Origin of the sequence: Kitasatospora sp. NPDC056181, assembly GCF_042266225.1 — a bacterium.
Lineage (GTDB): Bacteria > Actinomycetota > Actinomycetes > Streptomycetales > Streptomycetaceae > Kitasatospora.
On the sequence record NZ_JBHJUK010000093.1, the window covers coordinates 16,092 to 36,196 of the forward strand.

Annotated in this window: 17 protein-coding genes; 4 read left to right on the forward strand and 13 right to left on the reverse strand. The window is 73.8% G+C overall.

Annotated elements, in window-relative coordinates; translation table 11 throughout:
• Nucleotides 1–135 precede the first annotated feature (135 nt).
• Nucleotides 136–1,548: a type I glutamate--ammonia ligase gene (gene glnA / locus ACFC1F_RS28975; RefSeq protein WP_209416660.1), complete on the reverse strand. Its 1,413-nt coding sequence runs from the start codon at nt 1,546–1,548 to the stop codon at nt 136–138.
• A 253-nt stretch (nt 1,549–1,801) separates the two neighbouring features.
• Here glnA and ACFC1F_RS28980 point away from each other — a divergent pair, with 253 nt between their 5' ends.
• Nucleotides 1,802–2,269, forward strand: coding sequence for an RDD family protein (locus ACFC1F_RS28980; protein WP_209416661.1), 468 nt, complete (start codon nt 1,802–1,804; stop codon nt 2,267–2,269).
• A 197-nt stretch (nt 2,270–2,466) separates the two neighbouring features.
• Here ACFC1F_RS28980 and ACFC1F_RS28985 read toward each other — a convergent pair whose 3' ends face one another.
• The 7 genes from ACFC1F_RS28985 to ACFC1F_RS29015 all read right to left on the reverse strand — a co-directional run bounded on the left by ACFC1F_RS28985 (nt 2,467) and on the right by ACFC1F_RS29015 (nt 10,054).
• Nucleotides 2,467–3,156 (reverse strand): DUF4191 domain-containing protein, encoded by a 690-nt coding sequence (locus ACFC1F_RS28985; protein ID WP_148645436.1) that lies wholly within the window; start codon nt 3,154–3,156, stop codon nt 2,467–2,469.
• 150 nt (nt 3,157–3,306) lie between these two features.
• Entirely contained in the window at nt 3,307–3,492 is a 186-nt protein-coding gene (locus ACFC1F_RS28990; protein WP_209416662.1) for a hypothetical protein, read from the reverse strand.
• A gap of 161 nt (nt 3,493–3,653) precedes the next feature.
• Nucleotides 3,654–4,607: a lipoyl synthase gene (gene lipA / locus ACFC1F_RS28995; protein ID WP_209416663.1), complete on the reverse strand. Its 954-nt coding sequence runs from the start codon at nt 4,605–4,607 to the stop codon at nt 3,654–3,656.
• Between the two features lie 197 nt (nt 4,608–4,804).
• Nucleotides 4,805–5,602 (reverse strand): lipoyl(octanoyl) transferase LipB, encoded by a 798-nt coding sequence (lipB, locus tag ACFC1F_RS29000; protein WP_376162647.1) that lies wholly within the window; start codon nt 5,600–5,602, stop codon nt 4,805–4,807.
• A gap of 173 nt (nt 5,603–5,775) precedes the next feature.
• On the reverse strand, nt 5,776–7,698 hold the full coding sequence (locus tag ACFC1F_RS29005) for a helix-turn-helix domain-containing protein (RefSeq protein ID WP_376162649.1): 1,923 nt from the start codon (nt 7,696–7,698) through the stop codon (nt 5,776–5,778).
• A gap of 128 nt (nt 7,699–7,826) precedes the next feature.
• Nucleotides 7,827–9,224 carry an MFS transporter gene (locus tag ACFC1F_RS29010; RefSeq protein WP_376162667.1) on the reverse strand — a complete coding sequence of 466 codons (1,398 nt, stop codon included), beginning with the start codon at nt 9,222–9,224 and terminating at the stop codon, nt 7,827–7,829.
• 68 nt (nt 9,225–9,292) lie between these two features.
• On the reverse strand, nt 9,293–10,054 hold the full coding sequence (locus ACFC1F_RS29015; RefSeq protein ID WP_376162651.1) for a 3-hydroxybutyrate dehydrogenase: 762 nt from the start codon (nt 10,052–10,054) through the stop codon (nt 9,293–9,295).
• 309 nt (nt 10,055–10,363) lie between these two features.
• Here ACFC1F_RS29015 and ACFC1F_RS29020 point away from each other — a divergent pair, with 309 nt between their 5' ends.
• Complete coding sequence (locus ACFC1F_RS29020; RefSeq protein WP_376162653.1) at nt 10,364–12,247, forward strand: regulator; 1,884 nt, start codon at nt 10,364–10,366, stop codon at nt 12,245–12,247.
• Between the two features lie 26 nt (nt 12,248–12,273).
• Here ACFC1F_RS29020 and ACFC1F_RS29025 read toward each other — a convergent pair whose 3' ends face one another.
• The 3 genes from ACFC1F_RS29025 to ACFC1F_RS29035 form a co-directional block, all read right to left on the reverse strand.
• Complete coding sequence (locus tag ACFC1F_RS29025; protein ID WP_376162655.1) at nt 12,274–13,503, reverse strand: cation:proton antiporter; 1,230 nt, start codon at nt 13,501–13,503, stop codon at nt 12,274–12,276.
• A gap of 231 nt (nt 13,504–13,734) precedes the next feature.
• A complete protein-coding gene (locus ACFC1F_RS29030; protein ID WP_376162657.1) occupies nt 13,735–15,066 on the reverse strand; it encodes an NAD(P)/FAD-dependent oxidoreductase in 1,332 nt (443 codons plus the stop codon).
• A gap of 502 nt (nt 15,067–15,568) precedes the next feature.
• The gene (locus tag ACFC1F_RS29035) at nt 15,569–16,474 is read right to left on the reverse strand and encodes a TIGR01777 family oxidoreductase (protein WP_376162659.1); all 906 of its coding nucleotides are present in this window, start codon (nt 16,472–16,474) and stop codon (nt 15,569–15,571) included.
• Between the two features lie 64 nt (nt 16,475–16,538).
• Between ACFC1F_RS29035 and ACFC1F_RS29040 the strand changes: the two genes are divergently transcribed.
• Nucleotides 16,539–17,045 (forward strand): GNAT family N-acetyltransferase, encoded by a 507-nt coding sequence (locus ACFC1F_RS29040; protein WP_376162661.1) that lies wholly within the window; start codon nt 16,539–16,541, stop codon nt 17,043–17,045.
• A gap of 212 nt (nt 17,046–17,257) precedes the next feature.
• Nucleotides 17,258–18,292 carry a DUF2510 domain-containing protein gene (locus ACFC1F_RS29045; protein ID WP_376162663.1) on the forward strand — a complete coding sequence of 345 codons (1,035 nt, stop codon included), beginning with the start codon at nt 17,258–17,260 and terminating at the stop codon, nt 18,290–18,292.
• A gap of 25 nt (nt 18,293–18,317) precedes the next feature.
• Here ACFC1F_RS29045 and ACFC1F_RS29050 read toward each other — a convergent pair whose 3' ends face one another.
• Both ACFC1F_RS29050 and sucB read right to left on the reverse strand, forming a co-directional pair.
• Nucleotides 18,318–18,833, reverse strand: coding sequence for a DUF4240 domain-containing protein (locus tag ACFC1F_RS29050; RefSeq protein ID WP_209411888.1), 516 nt, complete (start codon nt 18,831–18,833; stop codon nt 18,318–18,320).
• A gap of 255 nt (nt 18,834–19,088) precedes the next feature.
• Nucleotides 19,089–20,105, reverse strand: a 1,017-nt coding sequence (sucB, locus tag ACFC1F_RS29055; RefSeq protein ID WP_376162665.1) for a 2-oxoglutarate dehydrogenase, E2 component, dihydrolipoamide succinyltransferase, incomplete at its 5' end; no start/stop codon positions are given.

Sequence of the window (20,105 nt, forward strand, 5' to 3'; positions counted from 1 at the left end):
CCCGTGTACTTCTGCGGCCCGACGACCCGGAGGCCGTCGAGCCGCAGAAGTATATGGTGATCGCTGCTTGGCGTGCAGGACCGGTGACCGGAGCGGGTGCGCCGGTCGGGTTGTTCCCGCAGGTCGGAGGGGCTCCTACAGGTCGTAGTAGAGCTCGAACTCGTGCGGGTGCGGACGCAGGGCGATCGGGGCGATCTCGTGGGTCCGCTTGAAGTCGATCCAGGTCTCGATCAGGTCGGGCGTGAAGACGTTGCCCGCGAGCAGGTACTCGTGGTCGGCCTCCAGGGCCTCCAGGACGGCCGGCAGCGAGGACGGCACCTGGGGGACGTTGGCGTGCTCCTCCGGGGCCAGCTCGTAGAGGTCCTTGTCGACCGGCTCCAGCGGCTCGATCTTGTTCTTGATGCCGTCGAGGCCGGCCATCAGCATCGCGGCGAAGGCCAGGTACGGGTTGGACGCAGGGTCCGGCGCGCGGAACTCGATGCGCTTGGCCTTGGCGTTGGAGCCGGTGATCGGGATGCGGATCGCGGCCGAGCGGTTGCGCTGCGAGTACACCAGGTTGACCGGCGCCTCGAAGCCCGGGACCAGCCGGTGGTAGGAGTTCACCGACGGGTTGGTGAAGGCCAGCAGCGACGGGGCGTGCTTGAGCAGCCCGCCGATGTAGTAGCGGGCGGTGTCGGAGAGCCCGGCGTAGCCCTGCTCGTCGTAGAAGAGCGGCGAGCCCTCGGTCCACAGCGACTGGTGGACGTGCATGCCCGAGCCGTTGTCGCCGAAGATCGGCTTCGGCATGAAGGTGGCGGTCTTGCCGTTGCGCCAGGCGACGTTCTTGATGATGTACTTGAACAGCATCAGGTCGTCGGCGGCGTGCAGCAGGGTGTTGAACTTGTAGTTGATCTCCGCCTGGCCGGCGGTGCCGACCTCGTGGTGCTGGCGCTCGACCTCGAGGCCGGCCGCGGCCAGTTCCAGGGACATCTCGGCGCGCAGGTCGGCGAAGTGGTCGACCGGCGGGATCGGGAAGTAGCCGCCCTTGTACTTGACCTTGTAGCCGCGGACGTCGCCCTCGGCGGAGCCGGTGTTCCAGGCGCCCGCCTCGGAGTCGATGTGGTAGTACGAGGCGTTGGCGCTGGTGTCGAAGCGGACCGAGTCGAAGACGTAGAACTCGGCCTCGGGGCCGAAGTACGCGGTGTCGGCGATGCCGGAGGAGGCGAGGTAGGCCTCCGCCTTCTTGGCGACGTTGCGCGGGTCGCGGCTGTAGGCCTCGCCGGTGACCGGGTCCTGGATGAAGAAGTTGATGTTGAGGTGCTTCTCGGTGCGGAACGGGTCGAGCCGGGCCGTGGCCAGGTCCGGGACGAGTGCCATGTCGGACTCGTGGATGGCCTGGAAGCCGCGGATCGACGAGCCGTCGAACATCAGGATCTCGGACGGGTCGAAGGTGGCCGCGGGCACGGAGAAGTGCTGCATGACGCCCGGCAGATCGCAGAACCGGACGTCGATGAACTTCACATCGTTGTCCTGAATGAACTGCTTCACTTCGGCGGCGTTGTTGAACATCCATCCTCCTCGGCGTGCGAATGGGCTCACCCTAGGAATGGCCCGTTTCCAACCGGTGACCCGGTCGTTTCCTGAATGTTAACCGGCCGTGTTGAACGGGCGGCAAAGTCGTACGCTCCGGGACAAAACGCTTCGCCCTCCCGGGGCGGGCCTCCCAAGTGGTCTGGACCACTTGGAAACCGCCCGGAGACGCGATTCACCCTCCGGGGGAGGCGGTGCAGGTCCGGACCGTCCGCCCGGTTAGTGTGGATTCGTGGACACCAGAGAAGCGTTGGGATCGTGGATCGACGGCCCGAAGGCGGCCGCCGAGAAGATGGGCACCGACTTCGGCTACCGCGGTGAGCGCCTCGGGCTGCCGCAGGAGGGCCCCGGCTCGATCGCCGGCCCGGGCCGCCGGCTGGGCGCACTGTTCGTCGACGGCTGGCTCGTCTCCCTGGTCGCCTTCGGGCTGATCGCCAAGGGCTCCCCGGGCTCGGCCAACATGTGGACCACCCCGCTCTTCTTCACCGTCACCGTGCTGCTGCTCGCCACCACGGGGACGACCGTCGGCAAGCGGCTGTTCGGCCTGCGGGTGGTGCGCCTGGACGGCAGCCGCGCGACCATCCCGCAGGTGCTGCTGCGCACGCTGCTGCTCTGCCTGCTGGTGCCGGCCCTGGTCTGGGACCGTGACTCCCGCGGGCTACACGACAAGGCGGTCGGCACCGCCGAGGTCCGCATCTGACGCCGGAGGGCGGCCCCTGAACGCGCCCCTCGGCGGTCGAGCGCCGTGGAGGCCGTGGAGGCCCGGCGGTGAGGTCCTGGAGGCCCGACGGTGAGGTCGTGAAGGCCCCGCCCCCCGCAAGGCCCCTGCAAACGTCGAACGGCCCCGCCGCGGAACTTCCGCGGCGGGGCCGTTTCGTACGAATGGGGAGGGGTGGATCAGCGGGCCTGGCCGCCCTTGGGCATCCGGGCACCCTTGGGCATCGGGCCCTTGGGGATCGGCGCCTTGGAGAGCAGGTCGCCCAGTGCGCGCAGCCGGTCGTTGGTCTCGGTGACCTGGGCCGGGGTGATGGCGCGCGGCAGACGCATCAGGTGGATCTGCAGCTTCTTGAGCGGGATCTCGCCCTCGCCGTCGCCCACCACGATGTCGTGCACCGGGACGTCACCGACGACCCGGGCCATCTTCCTCTTCTCCGAGGCCAGCAGCTGACGCACCCTGTTCGGGTTGCCCTCGCCGATCAGCGCGATGCCGGCCCGGCCCACGGCGCGGTAGACCGCGTCCTGGTTGCGGGTCACCGCCACCGGGGTGGGGCTCGCGCTCCAGCCTCGCCGGATGTTGTTGAGCACCGCCGCCACGGCTCCCGGCTGCCCCTCCATCTGCCCGAACGCTGCGCGCTCGGCCCGGCGCCCGAAGACGATCGCCATGGCCAGGAAGGCCACGATGAAGCCCAGGATGCCCAGGTAGATGGGGTGGTCGATTGCGAAGCCGATGGCGAGGAACACGCCGAAGGTCAGCAGGCCGACGCCGGCGATGATCAGGCCGATCTTGGTGTCGACCTTCTTGGTCATGGTGTACGCCAGGCGGATCTGCTTCAGCCGCCCGGGGTTTTCGGATGTTTCCCTCGCCATAACGCTCATGGTACGTGCCGTGGGTACGGGATATCCAAGCCCGGGTGCCCGTTCGCCCCGAACCGTGACCCGGGTGAACCCGCGCGGTTGCGTACGGGTACGAACACCGGGCACCCGGCGGGCGGTGCGCGGCCTGCCGGGCGGGCGCCGCTACCGGTGTGCCGCCCCGGCTGCCGGGCTGCCGGGGCGCGTGTCGCGCTCGCGGTCCGCCGCGTACCGGCGGTTCTCGCAGACCGCCGCCCAGGCGTTGCGCCGGGCCTGGCGCTGGCCGCCCGCCAGCAATACGCTCTCGGCCAGCCGCAGCGCGGTGCCCACGGACCGGATGCCGACCTGCATGTCGAACAGCTCCCCTCGTGGCGGAAATGATTCGAACGGTCTCATCATCACCACCCCGTGTTACCAGTCCGTGACCTGCCAGTCAAAGCAGGATGAACCCGAAGAACCCGAAGGGCGGAGCCTCGGCTCCGCCCTTCGGTGGCCTGAAGTCGCCGGTCCGGTCAGACCGCCGCCTGCTCGCGGCGCTCCAGGGCCTGCCGGTAGAGCCGCCCGGCGCGGTACGAGGAGCGCACCAGCGGGCCGGACATGACGCCGGCGAAGCCCAGCTCCTCGGCCTCCTGCTGGAGCTCGACGAACTCGTGCGGCTTCACCCAGCGCTCCACCGGGTGGTGGCGCAGCGACGGGCGCAGGTACTGGGTGATGGTGATCAGCTCGCAGCCGGCGCCGACCAGGTCGGCCAGCGCCTGGCTGACCTCCTCGCGGGTCTCGCCCATGCCCAGGATCAGGTTGGACTTGGTGACCAGCCCGGCCGCGCGGGCCTGGGTGATGACGTCCAGCGAGCGCTCGTAGCGGAACGCGGGCCGGATCCGCTTGAAGATCCGCGGAACCGTCTCGACGTTGTGCGCCAGCACCTCGGGGCGGGACGAGAAGACCTCGGCCAGCTGCTCGGGCACCGCGTTGAAGTCGGGGATCAGCAGCTCGACGCCGGTGCGCCCGGCCTCGCGCGCGGCCGTCATCTCGTGCACCTGGCGCACCGTCTCGGCGTACAGCCAGGCGCCGCCGTCCTCCAGGTCGTCGCGGGCGACGCCGGTGATGGTGGCGTAGTTGAGGTCCATGGTCACGATGGACTCGGCAACGCGGCGCGGCTCGTCGCGGTCGAACTCGGCGGGCTTGCCGGTGTCGATCTGACAGAAGTCGCAGCGGCGGGTGCACTGGTCACCGCCGATGAGGAAGGTCGCCTCGCGGTCCTCCCAGCACTCGAAGATGTTGGGGCAGCCGGCCTCCTGGCAGACCGTGTGCAGCCCCTCCTTCTTCACCAGCGACTGGAGGGCGTTGTACTCCGGGCCCATCTTCGCGCGGGTCTTGATCCACTCGGGCTTCCGCTCGATGGGGGTCTCGCTGTTGCGGACCTCCAGGCGGAGCAGCTTCCTGCCGTCGGGTGCGACAGCGGACACGTGCGACTCCTAGAACTAGACGGGGTACCCCCAGGGTACGCCTGTGCTTGTACGGCTTTCGCCGGGCCTGCAGCCCGCAATCGCAGGGCAACATCGCTACCGGCGGGTAGATTCCCCGGGCGTTCCGGGGGATTGCCCGGAACGGCCGGGCGGACGGCCCCGGACAGGGCCCGGGCGGACGGCCCGGGCCCTGCCGGTCAGCGGCTGAGTGCCGGTTCCGGCAGTGCGGCGAACACGTCCGCCAGGTGCTTCTCGACCGCGTCCAGCGCCTCGCCGACCGGGAACTCCCGGCCGAGCTCGCCGGAGAGCGAGGCGACGCCCGCGTCCCGGATGCCGCACGGCACGATCCGGTCGAACCAGGTCATGTCGGGATTGCAGTTCAGCGCGAAGCCGTGCATGGTCACCCCGCGCGAGACGCGCACGCCGATCGCGGCGAGCTTGCGGTCGTCGCCGCGCTGCCCCGCGTTGGACGGCGCGTACTCCGGCCCGGCGAGCCGCGGGTCGATGCCCAGCGGCAGGCCCATCCGCAGGGTCAGCTTGCCGAGGTCGACCACCTGCGACGGGTCCACCACCGCGTCCGGGATGGCCTCGCCCAGCACCCAGACCCCGCTGCGGCCCTCGACCCGGGTGGTCTCCACGCCGAAGTCGCCGCAGGCCCGGATCAGCGACTCCTCCAGCCGGCGCACGTACGCGACGACGTCCATCGGCTCGGGGAGCTTCACGATCGGGTAGCCGACCAGCTGGCCGGGGCCGTGCCAGGTGATCTCGCCGCCCCGGTTGACCTCGACCACCGGGGTGCCGTCCAGCGGCAGGTCGGCCGGGTTGGTGCGCCGGCCCATCGTGTAGACGGGCGGGTGCTCCAGCAGCAGCACGGTGTCGGGGATCTCGTCCGCGACCCGCAGCGCGTGCAGCCGCTGCTGCTCGGCCCAGGCCTCCTGGTAGGGGACGGCGCCCTCGCCCATGCCCATCCGCACGAACCGCACGTTCGCGCTCATGCGCCCACCTCACCGTGCTCGGCGGTCACGTCGCGCAGCGCGGACCTCTCGATGGTTCGCTCGCTCACTGCTGCTGCTCCTTGCCAGGCGTTCGAGACCAACCTCGCCACTGTACGCCCCGGCCGTGACCGGTCGTTCAGGTGTCCGAGGGCGGCCCGGGTCCGGCGGTCCGCTCAGGCGCCCGCGAGCAGTTGGAGGCGCAGCGCCAGCTGGAGCTCCAGCGAGCGCTCGGGGTGGTTCCAGTCGCGGCCGAGCAGCACCTCGACCCGGTCCAGCCGCTGCACCACCGTGTTCACGTGGACGTGCAGCTCGTCCTTGGCCCGGGTCAGGCTGCCGCCGCAGTCGAAGTAGGCGCGCAGCGTCCGGACCAGTTCGGTGCCGCGCCGGGCGTCGTAGTCCAGCAGCGGGCCGAGCGTCGCGCCGACGAAGCCGTCCACGTCGTGGCCGTCCCCGAGCAGGACCCCGAGGAAGCCGAGTGCCCGGGCCGAGGCGCCGTCCCCGGCCCGTCCGAGCACCCGCAGCGCCCGGACGCAGCGCAGGCCTTCGGCGTACGAGGCGGCGAGCGCCACCGGGCCGGCGGCGGGCCGGCCCGCGCCCACGGTGACCGGGAACCCGGCCAGCCGGGCGAGCCGCTGGGCGGCCCGCTCGGCCGCCTCCTGGGGGGCGCCCGCCGAGCCGTCGTCCGGGAGCAGCAGGACGACGGCCTCGCCGTGCTCCGCGCTGATGCCGCGCGATCCGAACAGGTACCGCCCGGCGGCGCCCGCCAGCCGGCTGCGGTCGGTGGCGGCGGTGCCGGGGGCGCCGGCGGGCTCGGCGACCAGCACCAGGTGCGGGCGGCCGAGGTCCACGCCGAGCCGGCGCCCGCGCGCGGTCAGCCCGGCCGGGTCGCGGTCGGGGGCGGTGAGCAGGTCGGCGAGCAGCTCGCCGCGGACCCGGTTCTCGGTCTCGGCGACCGAGCGGCGCAGCAGCAGGAGCAGCGCGGTGACCACGCCGGCCCGCTCGAACAACCGCCGGTCGGCGTCGTCCAGGCCGGGCCGGCCGCGCAGCACCAGGGTGCCCAGCGGCTCCTGCCCGGCCAGCACCGCGCAGACCCAGGCGTCGCCGTGCCGCACCGACCGGCCCTCGGAGCGGGACGCGGCCACCGCCTCGGCCAGCCCCTCGGCGGGCGCGGCCCGGCCCGCCAGCGGTTCACCGCCGGTGTCCAGCACGGCTATCTCGCCGCCCAGCAGGGCGGCCACCGCGGCGGCCACGTCCGGCACCTCGGCGCCGCGCAGCACCAGGTCGGTGAGCCGGTCGTGGCCCTGCTCGGCGCGCTGGACGGCGGCGGCGTGGGCCCGGACCAGCTCGTTGGCGGTGTTCAGTTCGGCGAGCGCGGCCCGGGTGTCGGCCAGTGACTTGGCGGTGTCCAGGGCGATCGCGGCGTGCGCCGCCAGGGTGCAGAGCAGTGCGACCTCGTCGGGGGAGAAGGCGCGCGGCGAGCGGTCGGCGGCGAACAGGACGCCGATCACCTGCCCGCCGAGCAGCAGCGGCACCCCGATGATCGCCACCAGCCCCTCGTCGAGCACCCCGGCGTCGATCGTGCCGGTGTGGTGGAAGCGCTCGTCGGTCCGGTAGTCGGGGGTGGCGTACGGGCGGGCGGTCTGGGCGACCAGGCCGCCGAGGCCGTCGCCGAGGCTGAGCCGCAGGGTCTGGAAGAGCACGGACACCGAGCCGTCGGTCACCCGCATGTAGGTGTCGCCGGCGGCCTCGTCCGGGAGGGTCAGGTAGGCGGTGTCGGTGCCGAGGAGCATCCGGGCCCGGCGGACGATCGCCTGGAGCACGGTGTCGAGGTCCCGGGAGGCGGCGAGGTCCCCGGCGGTGTCGAAAAGGGCCGTCAGCTCGGCCTCGCGTCGGCGGTGCTGACGCAGCGTCCGGTGCACCCGCAGCGCCTGCCAGGTGGCGTCGTCGATCTCGCTCAGCACGGCGCCCGGCGCTCCCCGGCGGCGGGCGTCGGCCAGCACGTCGGCGAAGTCCTCGGTGGCGGCGCCGGAGGCGAGCAGGTCGAGCAGCCGCCGCAGCGCGGGCGCCGAGCCGGTGTGGGGGAGGGGGTCGTTCACGGTACGGCCGCCAATCGGCAGTGGGTCACAGGCCCCAGGGACGGAAGCGCGATCGTAGCTGTTCAGCCCCGGTGCCCGTGGCGGGCCGGCGCTCGTGCGGTCAGGAGCGCCGGCCGTCGAACGGGGTGTCAGGCGGTCGCGGGCTCCCCGGCCACCGCGGCCCCGGGAGCGGATCCCGGTTCGGCTCCCGGTGCGGCCGGCTCGGTCTCCGCCAGGTCGCTGCCCCGGGTCTCCCGGCCGCAGACCACCGCGAGGACGGTGATCGCCGCCGCGATCGCCACGTACACCGCGATCGGGGTGGAGCTGCCGTAGTCCTTCAGCAGCGCGGTGGCGATGAGCGGCGCGGGCGCGCCGGCCGCCACCGAGGCGAACTGGGCGCCGATCGACGCGCCCGAGTACCGCATCCGGGTGGCGAACAGCTCGGAGAAGAAGGCGGCCTGCGGTGCGTACATGGCGCTGTGGAAGACCAGTCCGACGGTCACCGCCAGCACCAGCGAGCCGAACGACCGCGTGTCCACCAGCCCGAAGAAGACGAACGCCCAGATCCCGACGCCCACCGCTCCGGCCAGGTACACCGGTTTGCGGCCGACCCGGTCGGAGAGCGCCCCGAAGAGCGGGATCAGGGCGAACTGGACCGCGGAGGCGATCAGTACCGCGTTCAGCGCGGTCTGCTTGGGCAGGTGCACCTGTGTCACGGCGTACGCCAGGACGAACGTGGTCATCACGTAGTACGAGATGTTCTCCGCCATTCGCGCGCCCATCGCCACCAGCACCTCCCGCCAGTGGTGGCGCATCACCGCGACCAGCGGCGGCTGCTCGGGCTGCCGCTGCGAGGCCTTGCGCGCCTCGGCCCGGGCCAGCGCCTCCTTGAACAGCGGGGACTCGTCCACCGCCAGCCGGATCCACATCCCGACCGCGACCAGCAGCGCGGAGAGCAGGAACGGCACCCGCCAGCCCCAGGCGAGAAAGGTCGCATCGGACTGCACGGTCGTCAGCAGCGACAGCACGCCCGCCGCCAGCAGGTTCCCGGCCGGCGCGCCGCCCTGCGGCCAGGACGCCCAGAACCCGCGCCGCCGCTGGTCGCCGTGCTCCGAGACCAGCAGCACCGCGCCGCCCCACTCGCCGCCGAGCGCGAAGCCCTGCACCAGTCGCAGCAGGGTCAGCAGCACCGGCGCCGCCACGCCGACCTGGTGGTACGTCGGCAGCAGCCCGATCAGCGTGGTCGAGCCGCCCATCAGCAGCAGGCTCACGACCAGCAGCTTCTTGCGGCCGACCCGGTCGCCGAAGTGCCCGAAGACCAGTGCGCCGAGCGGCCGGGCGGCGAACCCGATCGCGTAGGTGAGGAAGGAGAGCAGCGTTCCGGTCAGCGGATCGCTCGCCGGGAAGAACACCTTGCCGAAGACCAGTGCGGCGGCCGTGCCGTACAGGAAGTAGTCGTACCACTCGATGGTGGTGCCGATCAGGCTGGCACCGACCACCTTCCACAGTGGTGAGCCCGGTCTGGCGGCGGTGGGAGAACTGGCTATGGGGGTCGAGCCTCTCGGACGGGGGACGGGGGACGGGGGACGGGGGACGGGGGACGGGAGGGGGAGGGTCAGTGCGCGGTCCAGCCGCCGTCGACGGGGAGGCTGGCGCCGGTGATGTAGGAGGCGTGCGGGGAGCAGAGCCAGACGGCGAGCTGGGCCACCTCGTCGGGCTCGATCAGCCGCTTGACGGCGGTGCGGTCGAGCATGATCTGCTCCACCACCTCGTCCTCGCGGATGCCGTGCGCCAGCGCCTGGCCGGCGATCTGCCGCTCGACCAGTGGGGTGCGGACGTAGCCGGGGTTGATGCAGTTGCTGGTGACGCCGTACGGCGCGCCCTCCAGGGCGACCGTCTTGCTCAGCCCCTCCAGCGCGTGCTTGGCGGTCACGTAGGCCGACTTGAACGCGCTGGCGCGCAGGCCGTGGACGGAGGAGATGTTGACCACCCGCCCCCAGTCCTGCTCGTACATGTGTGGCAGGGTGCGGCGCAGGATGCGGAACGGGGCCTCGACCATGACCCGCTGGATCAGGGTGAAGCGTTCGAGCGGGAACTCGTGCACGGGCGCGACGTGCTGGAGGCCGGCGTTGTTGACCACGATGTCGGCGTCGTCCGGCAGGCCCTCGACCGCCTCCGGGTCCGAGAGGTCGGCGACGTGGGCGACGCCGCCGATCCGCTCGGCGACCTCCCGGGCCGGGGCGGCCGCGAGGTCGACGACGTAGACCCGGGCGCCGGCCTCGGCGAACGCCTCCGCGCAGGCCCGGCCGATGCCCGAGGCGGCCCCGGTGACCAGGGCCGTACGGCCGTCGAGCGGGCGGGCTGAAGTGGTGTCCATGGCCGAGAACGGTAGGAATCCGGCGGCCCGGCTCCTATGTGGTGGTGGCCTACAGCAGGCCGGTGAACTGTGGTGGTCGGCACTACGACGGCCGATCGGCGGTTCAGCCACCCGGAGCCAAACCCATCTTGTCCGGGCTTCCCCACAATGGGCGCCGATGGTTCACCCGTTCGGAGGATTGCTCGGCCAGAACCACCCATAGCGCCCGAATGCTCGCTACATTCGCGCCGATTCCCGACAGGGGGCGCCGCCACGGGCAGCCGAAGTGCTGGTGGAGCCGGTGCGGCGTCCGAGAGGTGTTGACTGACTATGCCCCAACGGCCTGCAACCGACAGCCCGGCGTACGGACCGCTCGACCCGCTCGACCAGCACAGGGATCCGGTCGGCCGGGCCCTTCCGGACGCCCCCGACGCCCCGACCGCCGACGAGTTGCGAGTGCCCGTGCAGATCACGTCCGTCACGCCCGAACGGCACCAGGGCCCCGCCGCCCCGGACGACTCCGTCCCGGACGGCTCCGCGGCGCCGGCTCCGCCCGCGCCCGCCGCACCCGCCGCGCCCGTGCCGTCCCCGCCGACGGCCGGCCACTCCGGCCCGGGCCCGCAGAACGGCCAGCTGGCCGCGCTGATCGAGGAGGCCGGCTTCTCGCACGCCGGCCTCGCCCGCCGGGTCGACCAGCTCGGCCTGGAGCACGGCCTCGACCTGCGGTACGACAAGACCTCCGTCACCCGCTGGCTCCGCGGCCAGCAGCCGCGCGGCGCCACCCCGGCGCTGATCGCCGAGGTCTTCACCCGCCGGCTCGGCCGCCGCCTCACCGCCCAGGACCTAGGCCTGGACGCCTGCGCGCCGGTCTACGCCGGCCTGGAGTTCGCCGAGACGCCGCAGGAGGCGGTGGACATCGTGGCGAGCATGTGGCGCAAGGACAACGGCCCGCAGTCCGAGCTGCGCCGGATCGCCTTCACCCCGGCCGGGCTGGTCGTCCCCAGCCGGGACTGGCTGATCGGCCGGACCGACGAACGCGTCGCCCGGGACGGCTCCACCCTGCCCCGGCCGGACGCGCCCGGCGCGCCGCCCGCCATCGAGCCGGGCGCGTCCGCCGCACCCCCGGCGCGCGGATCGGCGTCCGGGCCCTCCGGTGCGCCCTCGCCCCGGCCGCCGGCTCCAGCCGCGGCCTCGGCCGCCGGCCAGGCGTCGACCGCGCTCGGCCGGGTGCCGACCCAGAGCCGCCGCCCGCCCGTCGCCGTCGAGCCGCCGTACACCGACCCGGCCCGCGAACAGCGCCCGGCGCTGCGGGTCGGCCGCGGCGACATCGCCGCCATCCGCGCCGTCGGGGACCTCTTCCGCGCCCTGGACCACGCCTACGGCGGCGGCCACGCCCGCCAGGCGCTGGTCCGCTACCTGGAGAGCGAGGCCGAGCCGATGCTGCGCGGCCGCTACGGCGAGCAGATCGGCCGGGCGCTGTTCGGCGCCGTCGCCGACCTGACCAGGCTGGCCGGCTGGACGTCCTTCGACATCGCCGCGCACGGCCTGGCCCAGCGCTACTTCGTCCAGGCGCTGCGGCTCTCCCAGGCCGCGGGGGACCGCCCGCTCGGCGGCTACGTCCTGGTGACGATGAGCCAGCAGGCGGTGCACCTCGGCCACGGCCGGGAGGCCGTCCAGCTGGCCCGGGTCGCCCAGCAGGGCGTCGGCACCGCGGTGCCGGCCACCGTGCAGGCGCTGCTGCACGCCGCCGAGGCGCGCGGGCACGGCCTGCTCGGCGACGTCCGGGCCTGCACCACCGCGCTGGTCCGCTCCGAACGGTCGCTGGCCGCGGCCCGGGGCGGTGACGAACTGCCCTCCTGGGCACGCTACTTCGACGAGGCTCAGCTCTCCGACGAGTTCGCCCACTGCTACCGGGACCTCCAGCAGTGGCGGACGTCCGCCCAGCACGCCGAGAAGTCGCTGCGGCTGCGCTCGCCCGCCTACGCCCGGAGCCGGATCTTCTGCCGGCTGGTCCTGGCCACCGCCCGGCTCGGCATGGGCGACCTCGACGAGGCGTGCACCATGGCCACCGACGCCCTGCGGGCGGCCGGCGAGATGCGCTCGGCCCGCTCGCTGGAGTACGTGCGGGACTTCCACCGCCGGCTGACCCCGTACCGGGGCAGCCCGGTGGCCCGCGCCTTCGAGGAGACGGCCCGCCAGGCGGGGGTGATCTGAGGCGGGCGCGGCGGTCCGACGGACGACTACCAGCTCTCGGCGTTCACCCGCGGCCGGTCGCCCTCGGCGGCCGGCGGGCGGACGTCGCCGCGCAGCCGCTGCGCCAGCAGCGGGAAGAGCAGCACCGAGAGCATGCCCGCGCCGACCAGCGCCGCCGCGGTGGACGAGGGCAGGTGTCCGGCGTCCACCTCGATCGTGGTGATCACCACGACCAGCGGCAGCGCCGTCGCGGCGTAGAGGCCGAGCGCGCCCCGGTCGCGCCGGCCGAGCCCGGCCGGGGCGAGGAACGCGGCGGGCGTCCCGCGCACCGCGAGGAACAGCAGCAGGAAACCCGGCACGAGCAGCAGGGTGCCGGGGTCGCCCAGCAGCGCGTCCAGGTCGAACTTCATCCCGCTGGCCACGAAGAACACCGGGACGAGGAAGCCGAAGCCGATGGCCTCCAGCTTGGCCTCGATCACCTCCTCCTCGGCCTCGGGCACACCGGAGAGCAGCAGGTGGGCGACGATCCCCGCGGTGAACGCGCCGAGCAGCATGTCGAGGTCGAGCCGGAGCGCGGCGGCCACCATCGTGCCCAGCACCAGGATCACGGTGCGGATGGCGAACTGGCCGGAGGTGCGCAGGGTCCGGCGCATCAGCCTGGTCATCCAGCCGGGCCGGGGCCGCCGGGCACAGGCCACGGCGACCGCCGTGATGACCGCGAACACGCCGAGGATCAGCGCACTCCTGGCCGGGGCGTTGCCGCTGAGCAGGACGGCGATCGCGATGATCGGCGCGAACTCGCCGACCGCGCCGGTGGCCATCACCAGCGAGCCGAAGGGGGTCGGCAGTTCCCCCGCGTCCCGCAGGATCGGCAGGATGGTGCCGAGCGCGGTGGTGGTGAGCGCGAGCCCGGCGAAGGTGCCGTCCAGCGGGACGTGGTTGGCCAGCGAACCGATGCCCAGTGCCACCACCACGGTCACCAGCCACGCGGCGCCCGCCCGTTTGAGCGGGCCGCCGCGCAGCTTGGCGAAGTCGATCTCGTACCCGGCCAGGAACATCAGCATGGCCAGGCCGAACTGGGAGATCGCGTCGACCAGGCCGTCGACGTGTACCCAGGCCAGGCCGTCCGGGCCGATCAGTACGCCGAGCAGGATCTCGAACACCACGGTGGGGACGGCGATCCACCGCAGCAGCCGGTCGGCGATCAGCGGTGCGGCCACCGCGGCGGCCGGGATGAGGACGAGGGAGAGCGGCTCGACCTGGAAGTCGGCGCTCACCGGGCGGCCGGCCCCTGGCGGGGGACGGAAACCCTCCGAATAGCGGTCATATCGGCATACTGGCACGCGTTCGGTCACCGTCGCGGCAGCCGGTCCGCGTGTTCACGCCCTCACGGGCCGCGCCCCGGGCGCCTCTGCGACGAGCCCGCGGGCCCTTCCGACGGCGACCTCGCGGCGCCCCGGGAGGGGCCCGCACGCCCGCCCCCACGAGGAGCCCGCGAGCGTCCGGCGTCAGGCGGCCGCCTCGGCCTCCCGGGCGCCGGACGGCAGCCCGAGGTCGCGCACGACGGCCTGTGCCGCCCGCCGGCCCGAGACCAGCGCGCCCTGGGCGGTGCTGGTGTCCCGGTGGTCCCCGCAGACGTACAGCCCGGCCAGCAGCCGCACCGGGCGCCGGCTGTTGTGCGGCGGCGGCATGGCCGGCACCGCGTCGGGGACGTGGCGCACGCTGAGGAACTGCCAGCCCCGGGTCGGCGCGCCGTACAGCTCCGCCAGCCGCGTACGCACCGCCGGTTCGAGCGCGGCCGGCCCGCCGGCGTCGAAGGAACGCCGCCCGAGCACCGTGGTGGCGACCAGTGCCTGGCCGGCCGGGGCGTACGAGGGGTGCAGCTCGCTGAGCACCACCGAGTGCGAGACCAGTGGCGGCTGCCCGCCCGGCAGGTCGCCGTCCAGCAGCAGGACGGCCTCGCCGATCGGTGCCCGGTCGGCCGCGTGGTAGAAGGTCGTGACGGGGTGGAAGCCGGGCAGCCGCAGGCCCGGCAGCAGTCCGGCGGCGGACCGCGCACCGGTCGCCACCACCACGGCCTGGGCACCGATCCGGCCGTGCCCGGCGGTCTCCACGCCGTCGGCCGCGATCGAGGTGACCTGCACCCCGGTGCGTACGGTCCCGGCGGGCAGGCCGGCTGCCAGCTGGGCCGGCACGGCCGCGATCCCGCCGGCGGGCAGACAGAGCCGGCCGCGCGCGTAGCTGCGCAGCACCAGGTCGGCGATCCGGCTGGAGGTGCCCAGGGCCGGGTCGCTGAGCAGGGCGGCGAGCAGCGGCCGCAGGAAGCCGTCGACGGTGCGCGGGGCGAGGCCGCGTTCCGCGAGCGCACGGGCGGCGGTGGTCTCCGGCCGGGCCTGGAGCCGGCCGGCCGGGGTGGCGGCCAGCCGCCCGAGCCAGCTGCCCAGCCGGGCCTTGTCCAGCGGACTGCCCAGCGGTGCGCGGGTGGTGGCCTGCCGGGCGGTGGTCAGTTGCGGGTCCCCGGCGCGGTACCGGCGGCCGCCGCTGTGCACGAGTACGCCGGGCGCGAGCGGGCGCAGTTCGAGGCGGTCCAGGTCGAGGACGCGGCGCAGTTCGGGGTAGGCGGTGTTGAGCAGCTGGCTGCCGTGGTCGAGCCGGAAGCCGTCCAGTTCGCGGGTGGCCATCCGGCCGCCGATGCGGTCCGTGGCCTCCAGGACGTGGACGGTCAGTCCGTGGCCGGTCAGCACGCGGGCGGCGGTCAGGCCCGCGAGTCCGGCGCCGACCACGACGACGTCCGGGTCGGACTGCCGGCGGGCGCGGCGAGTGAAGTCGTACGTGGGCACTGGCGTGCTCCCTCCCTGGTCCCGGAGCTTCGGCCGACGTAGGCAGCGGGGTGCCGGGACACGGTCCGACGATGTGATGCCCAGTCAGTAAGAGCATCAGACAAGTGCATCGGGCCGTATCCGGGGCCCGGGGAGGGTGTGGCCGCACGGGGCGGGGCGCCGTCACGGACTGTGTGCCCCAGCGGCCGGGATCGGGGGTCGGCGGGCGCGTACGGTCACCGGGGGCGTGCGACGCGCCCGCTGCATGCTCCCGTGCGCCCCCTGTCGGAGCCCCGACCGCCCCCTGTTCGGCATATGCCCCTGGCCGGGGCCGTCGCCGGGGCGGGCGTACGCGGGCCCACAACGGCCCGCCGGCACAGCAGGACCGGCAGGACCGGCAGAGCCCTCAGGACCCGCAGGCCCCGCAGACCCGCGGATCCTCGCAGACCCGCAGGACCCGCCGATCCGTGCAGAGCCCTCAGGACCCGCGGACCCCGCAGGACCAGCCCCCGCCCCCGCCCCGCTACAGCGCCGCCCGTACCGCCGAGTCCACGTCCGGGTGCTCGAAGCGGAAGCCCGCCTCCAGCAGCCGCTTCGGCACCACCCGGTGGCTGCCCACCACCTCGATCGCCAGCTCGCCCAGCACCGCCTTCAGCACGGCCGTCGGCACCGGGAAGGGCGTCGGCCGCTTCAGCACCCGCCCGAGCGCCGCCGTCAGCTCGGCGTTGGTCACCGGGTCCGGCGCGCTGAGGTTGAACGCGCCGCTCAGGTCGTCACGGTCGATCAGGAACCGCAGCGCCGCGACCTCGTCCGCCAGCGAGATGAAGCTCCAGTACTGCCGGCCGTCGCCGAGCCGCCCGCCGAGCCCCAGCCTGAAGAGCGGGAACAGCCGCTCGCCGGCCCCGCCCTTGGCGGAGAGCACCAGGCCGGTGCGCGGGTGGACCACCCGGATCCCGGCCCGCTCGGCCGGCCGGGCGGCGGCCTCCCACTCGACGCAGACCTCGGCCAGGAAGTCGTCCCCTGCGGGGGAGGCCTCGTCGATCACCGCGTCCCCGGTCTGCCCGTACAGGCCGACGGCCGAGCCGCTGACGAGGACCCGCGGCGGCTCCTTCAGCCCGGCCAGTGCGACGGCCAGCGTCTCGGTGCCGAGCACCCGGCTCTCCCGGATCTCCCGCTTGTAGGCGTCCGTCCACCGGTGGTCGCCGACCCCGGCGCCCGCCAGGTGCACCACCGCCTCGACCCCGGCCAGCCCGTCCCGGTCCACCTGACCGAGCAGCGGGTTCCAGCCGATCGCCGTCGTCCCGTCCGGCTGCGGGCCGGTCCGGGAGCGGTGCCGGACCAGCCGGACCACCTCGTGGCCGTCCGCCAGCAGTGAGCGGACGAGTGCCGAGCCGATCAATCCCGTGGAGCCTGTGACCGCGATGCGCATGGGGTCATCCTCGCAGTTCCCGGCGGCTGCAACTCCGTGTACAGCCCGCAGGTCGCTGATTAGCATGACGCGCATGCCCGACGAAGATCTGATCATCCGTCCCGCGCAGGCCGAGGACGAGAAGGAGCTCTCCGAGCTCAACCGCGCGGCCTGGTCCTGGCTGAGCGAGGTCGCCCCGCAGGCGCCGGAGGGTGACGGGGTGTTCGACGAGCGCCACACCCCGGACCAGTTCACGCTCGCCCTGCTCGGCGGCCGGATCGTCGGCTACATCCGGGTGGTCCGGCCCACCCCGCTGGTCAGCAACCAGCACGTGCGCCAGATCCAGGGCCTGGCGGTCGACGCCTCGGTCCGCGGCCGGGGCCTCGGCCGGGCGCTGGTGGAGGCGGCCTGCACGGCCGCCCGGGAGCAGGGCGCCCGCCGGATCACCCTGCGGGTGCTCGGGCACAACACCCCGGCCCGCCGCCTCTACGAGGCCTGCGGCTTCGTCGTCGAGGGCTCGCTGACCGAGGAGTTCCTGATCGACGGCCAGTACGTGGACGACGTTTGGATGGCCCGCTCGCTCACGGCCTGAACCTCCCGGCCCCGGGCCGCCGGCCGGGCCGGGGCGCCACGCCGCCGGTCATGCCCAGGCCCGCCCCGCACGGCCCGCACGGGGCGATCCGCACCGTGCGCACCACCCGTGCCACGGCCCTGACGACCCGCCGGAACCCGGGCACGGGTGGTAGCAGAGTCGTGACACACCCAACCTGTCTGGAGTAGCGCCACGCCGGGTACCGTACGGCCGTGAGCAACTCGACGCCTCCCGGGTGGTACCCGGTACCGGGTGCGGACGGCACGGCCGGTCATGAGCGCTGGTGGGACGGCGCCGCCTGGACCAGCGACGTCCGCCCCGTCCAGGCGGGCGGCGGCGGGCTCGCCGACGCCCCGACGCAGGTCTCCTGGCAGACCCCGCAGCAGTCGGCCCCCGCGCAGCCGCCCGCGTACGGCTACGGCGCCCCGCAGCAGGGCACGCCCGGGTACGGCTACCCGGCGCAGAGCCAGCCCGGCTACGGCTATCCGCAGGGTGGCTACCCGCCGCCCCCGAGTCCCGGGGGGACCAAGCCCGGCGTGGTCATCGGGATCGTGGCCGGGGTGCTGGTCGTGGTCGGCCTCGTGGTCGCGATCGTGGTCGGCAGCGGCGACGACACCCCGCAGGCGGACCCGACGCCGACGCCGACGGTCACCGTCACGGACACCCCGACCCCGACCCCGACCAAGCGCCCGTCCACCCCGACGCCGACCCCGACGCCCCCGCCGAGCCTGCCGCCGGTGCCGGTGGTCAAGGACACCGCCGCCGACACCCAGCACTCCATCACCGTGCCGATATTCCAGGGCTGGGACGCGCAGACCGACACCTCGCACTCGACGGTGTTCCTGGGCAGCGGCCGGTACACCTGCCCGACCGGCGGCTCCTGCATCCGCGGCCAGTTCTCGGTCGAGAAGGACACCATCCCCGGGAGCACGGCCAGGGCCGCCGCCGAGGCGGCGATGCCCACCTACGCGGCTGCGATCTTCACGGGGATCACCTCGCACACCGACGCCGGCTCCTCCAACACCACGGTGGCGGGCGTCTCCGGGTACGCGGTCCGCTGGCACATCACCACCTCGGACGGCACCAAGGGCTACGTGCTGATGGTGGCCGTCCCGGCCAAGGGCGGCGGCTACGTGGCCTTCGAGGGCGGCGTGGACGACGCCGCGGGCGCGCCGGACCCGGGCGTCCTCGACCAGATCCTCAAGGGCATCAAGCAGGACGGCAGCGCCTCCGGCTCCGGCACCTGAGGCACGGCCGTCCCGGCCCGGGGAGTCAGTCCCCGTAGCGCTCCCAGAGCTTGGGGAAGCGTTTCGCCATCGCGTCCGGGTCGTCGAAGTCCAGGGCCGCACCGGACGGCCGCGCGGGCTGCCGCCCGCCCACCTCGGGCAGCGGCAGCCCGGTCAGCTGCTCGTACGCCTCGTCGGCGGCGTAGCCGAGGTCCTCCGCCTCGCCGTCCTCCTCCTCGTCGAAGTCGGGGAGCAGGTCGGCGAGGTCGTCCGGCTCGTGGAGCCCGCCCTCGAAGACGTCCCGGCCCTGGCCGATCAGCCAGCAGCGGAAGTAGTCGAAGCTGTCCTCGGAGGCGCCGTCCAGCAGCAGGTACGCCGCGGCCCAGAGGTCGGTGCGGTAGGCGCGCTGGAACCGCGCCTCGAAGAGCCGGGCGAAGTCGATGACGTCGTCCGGGGTCAGTTGGACGAGCCGCTCCACCAGCCGTTCCGCCTGCTCGTCCGGGTCGCCGTCGGCGGCCTCCCGGGTGTCGTCGATGATCTGCCAGAAGTCGGTCTCGTCCATCACGGCTCCAGCATCCCCGTTCGCCCGCGCCCGCGCATGCGACGGGCCCGCGAAACGCCCGTTCTTCCGAAGCCCGGACCGCCGGGCGGTGACCGCACCGCCCGTCCACCCGCGGCCCGGGCCCGCCGGCCCCACGTCGGGAAGCGGAACCCGCCCGCGTCGGGAGGCGCGGAATCCCGTGCCGGGAAGCGCGGAACCCCGCGCCGTCCGGGGACGACGCGGGGTTCCGGGGTGCTGCCGGTGTAGCCGGGAGCCTTACAGGCCGAGCTCGACCTCGAACTCGCCGGCCTCCAGGATCTCCTTCACGGCCACCAGGTAGCGGGCGGCGTCCGCGCCGTCCACCAGGCGGTGGTCGTAGGAGAGCGACAGGTAGGTCATGTCGCGGATGCCGATGGCGGTGCCGCCGTCGGACTCGATGACCACCGGGCGCTTGACGGTCGCGCCGATGCCCAGGATGGCGACCTGGTTCGGCGGAACGATCACGGTGTCGAACAGCGCACCGCGCGAACCGGTGTTGCTGATGGTGAAGGTGGCGCCGGACAGCTCGTCCGGGGTGATCTTGTTGCCGCGCACCTTGCTGGCCAGCTCCGCGGTCTTCTTGGAGATGCCGGCGATGTTGAGGTCGCCCGCACCCTTGATGACCGGGGTCATCAGACCCTTCTCGGAGTCCACCGCGATACCGATGTTCTCGGTGTCGAAGTAGGTGATGGTGCCCTCGGCCTCGTTGATCCGGGCGTTGACGACCGGGTTGGTCTTCAGCGCCTGGGCCGCGGCCTTGACGAAGAACGGCATCGGGGACAGCTTGACGCCCTCGCGGGCGAGGAAGGCGTCCTTGGCCTTGCCGCGCAGCGACATGATCTTGGTGACGTCCACCTCGACCACGCTGGTCAGCTGGGCCTGCTCGTGCAGGGCCTTCAGCATGTTGTCGCCGATGACCTTGCGCATGCGGGTCATCTTGACCGTCTCGCCGCGCAGCGGGGACGGCGCGGCGGCGGCCTTCGGCGCTGCGGCCGGGGCGGCGGCGACGGGGGCCGGCGCGGCCTTGGCGGCCTCGGCGGCGGCGATGACGTCCTGCTTGCGGATCCGGCCGCCGACACCGGTGCCGGTGACGGAGGCCAGGGCGACGCCCTGCTCGGCGGCGAGCTTGCGCACCAGCGGGGTGACGTAGGCGTCCCCGCTGTCGGCCACCGGGGCGGCCGGCGCGACGGGGGCCGGGGCCACCGGAGCGGCCACGGGGGCCGGGGCGGCGACCGGAGCCGGGGCGGCGACCGG